This window comes from Rhodobacter lacus, from assembly GCF_042683065.1.
Classification (GTDB): domain Bacteria; phylum Pseudomonadota; class Alphaproteobacteria; order Rhodobacterales; family Rhodobacteraceae; genus Rhodobacter; species Rhodobacter lacus.
On the sequence record NZ_JBHUIX010000022.1, the window covers coordinates 1 to 1,951 of the forward strand.

Here is a 1,951-nt window from a genome sequence, read left to right on the forward strand (position 1 = left end):
ACGACCACCCCGTATTGGCCGCAAAGATGTGGCCGTTGACTGTTGACTTGCCTCAGCGGCCATCTTATCAAAAGCCAGCACCTTTGTAGCCACATGGAGATCTCATGGCGACTTTCCTTTACGCCCGCGTCTCGACCGTGGAACAGAACATCGACATTCAGAAGGCGCAGGCCGAGAGCGCCGGGTTTCAGATTGACGAGGTCATCGCCGATCATGGCGTCTCTGGCGTCAGCACCGCACTTGAGGAAAGACCCGAAGGCAAGCGGCTCTTTTATGTGCTGCGCCGGGGCGACGTTCTTGTCGTGCGCTGGGTTGATCGGCTGGGCCGCAACTATCAGGACGTGACCGACACCATCCGCCACTTCATGCGCAAGGGCGTGGTCATCCGCACGGTCATCAATGGGTTGACCTTTGACGGGGCCACAACGGACCCCATGCAGGAAGCCGTGAGGGATGCGCTGATTGCCTTCATGGCGGCAACGGCACAGGCGCAGGCGGAAGCGATCAAGGAAGCCCAGCGCGCAGGTATCGCCGCTGCACGGGAGAGCATCACAGCCTATCGCGGACGCAAGCCCAGCTATGACCGCCCGACGCTTGAACGCATCCTTGAGATGAACCGCAGCGGGGTCGCCACGCTGGCCATAGCGAAGGAACTCGGGCTGTCACGGGGCGCGGTGCGGCGGGTGATCGACAATCCCGAGGAGGCCGTGAAGGCGTTGGAGAAGTGGGGCGCGTAAGCCAGCGGCGGGGCTGATGTGGCGCTTCCCCGCCTTTCGCCGAGTTCTCTCCTCGCCCTGCAAAGGGGGCGCCCGCCGCCGCAAACGTCCCTCCACACTCATATAGGGCAACTTTCGGGGCACCTTCTGGGGCCATGCTGATGACGGTCTGCGCCGGAGACCAGAACGCCGGGCGCTTTCTCGGGGAAGACCCTCGACCCCAAACGTCCCTCCACACATATGATGGAGACCTGAGAGGCCACGTTGACGCTGCCCCAGAGGAGGGAGGCTTGCTCTCAGAAGACCCGTTCCGATTAACACCACCCATAGAGAGAGCCCCCCCCTATGTTCCCTTAGAGGTGCACCTTACGGTTCCCGCCCAGTTGCACCGCATCGGCTCCCGTGAGGTGGCAAGAGGTGCCTCGGTGGCGGGGGTGTCCCCGCCGAGGAGATCAAGCCTATCGCAGTGCCAGTGTGCAGGGTGGCCGTGGTCTCGTGACCATGTGTCATCGACGGGGTGGCCACGGTGGCGGAGATCTCCAACGACACAGCAGAACAGGGACTGATGGCGGGAACCTCCACGCTTCCCGTGAGGGCTGACCGTTGGGGGCCGCAGGATGCGCAAGAGCAACGCTCTCCCTCAAGCCCACCTCTCAATGACACCTCGACCTCGGGATGGCTCCGAGGCCAACACCTCCTCCTTGGTCTCCCTCGGCGAAGCCGGATGATCGACGACAGAACGGGGCAACTGATGTTGGGCCGCATCCTGCGCGGGCCATCAGGACACCTTCCGGCGCACCTCTGCCTCGGCTCCGCGCCGACGAGACCCCTCCCACCACCTTCATCACCACAAACGCCTGAGTAGCATTGAAAGGGGGGTGCGAAACGCCCCCTCCTTACCATCGGCGGGTCTCAGGAGATGCCCCCGAAGGGCTGGCAAGGCTGGCGGAGTACAAGGCCCAGTTTGCCTCACAGGCGCAGGCGTAACGCTGAGGCCGATGCCCCTGCACCGCGAGGGACAGGCCCAGCACCCCAACGGCCCCGGTGGGGAAACCTGCCGGGGTGCGTGAAGGTGATGCTCTGGGTGCGCCTGTGGGGCACGCTGGAGCGCCTTCGTGGTGGCGTTAGGGTGTATTGCGGCGGCCTTAAGATGCGACTCACGGGGCAGCCTGAGGGCGCTGACGAGCCTTCCAAGGCGTCGTCGGGGCGAGATGTTTGGGGCTGATCATCTTCGC

The 1,951-nt window shown here is 64.0% G+C and carries 1 protein-coding gene; it reads left to right on the forward strand.

Annotated features, from left to right (window positions below; translation table 11 throughout):
- The first annotated feature begins 104 nt into the window (after positions 1-104).
- A complete protein-coding gene (locus ACFSM0_RS17575) occupies positions 105-737 on the forward strand; it encodes a recombinase family protein (protein WP_377393652.1) in 633 nt (210 codons plus the stop codon).
- Positions 738-1,951 lie beyond the last annotated feature (1,214 nt).

Excerpts from the sequence above, each read along its gene's own strand:
- ACFSM0_RS17575 (WP_377393652.1), top strand. The coding sequence starts at position 105 with ATGGCGACTTTCCTTTACGCCCGCGTCTCGACCGTGGAACAGAACATC.